At 33.8% G+C, this 240-nt stretch carries 1 protein-coding gene; it reads right to left on the bottom strand.

Annotated elements, in window-relative coordinates:
- On the bottom strand, nucleotides 1–240 hold a 240-nt coding region (locus tag Z054_RS29310; RefSeq protein ID WP_035093605.1), incomplete at both ends, for a basic secretory protein-like protein.

Here is a 240-nt window from a genome sequence, read left to right as displayed (position 1 = left end):
AGAGTGTTGCCGCCATTGATATAGTTTTTGTACTCATTCCATACAGTTTCTACGCCTTTTCCAAGAATATCTTTAAATGCATTGTCAAATGACCAGGAGTTTCCTAAATCTTTTGCTGCCTTATTAAATTTATAGATAAAATTCTTATCATATTTTTGGGTAACATATTGCAGAAAGAATCCTGTTGTAGTGTATCCACCTAGCCATTTTCTGGAATCATTTACATTTGGAGTTCTGGTC

This window comes from Aquimarina macrocephali JAMB N27, from assembly GCF_000520995.1.
GTDB classification, from domain to species: domain Bacteria; phylum Bacteroidota; class Bacteroidia; order Flavobacteriales; family Flavobacteriaceae; genus Aquimarina; species Aquimarina macrocephali.
The sequence above is the reverse complement of the archived record's forward strand: the minus strand, read 5'-3'. Positions and strand labels throughout refer to the sequence as shown.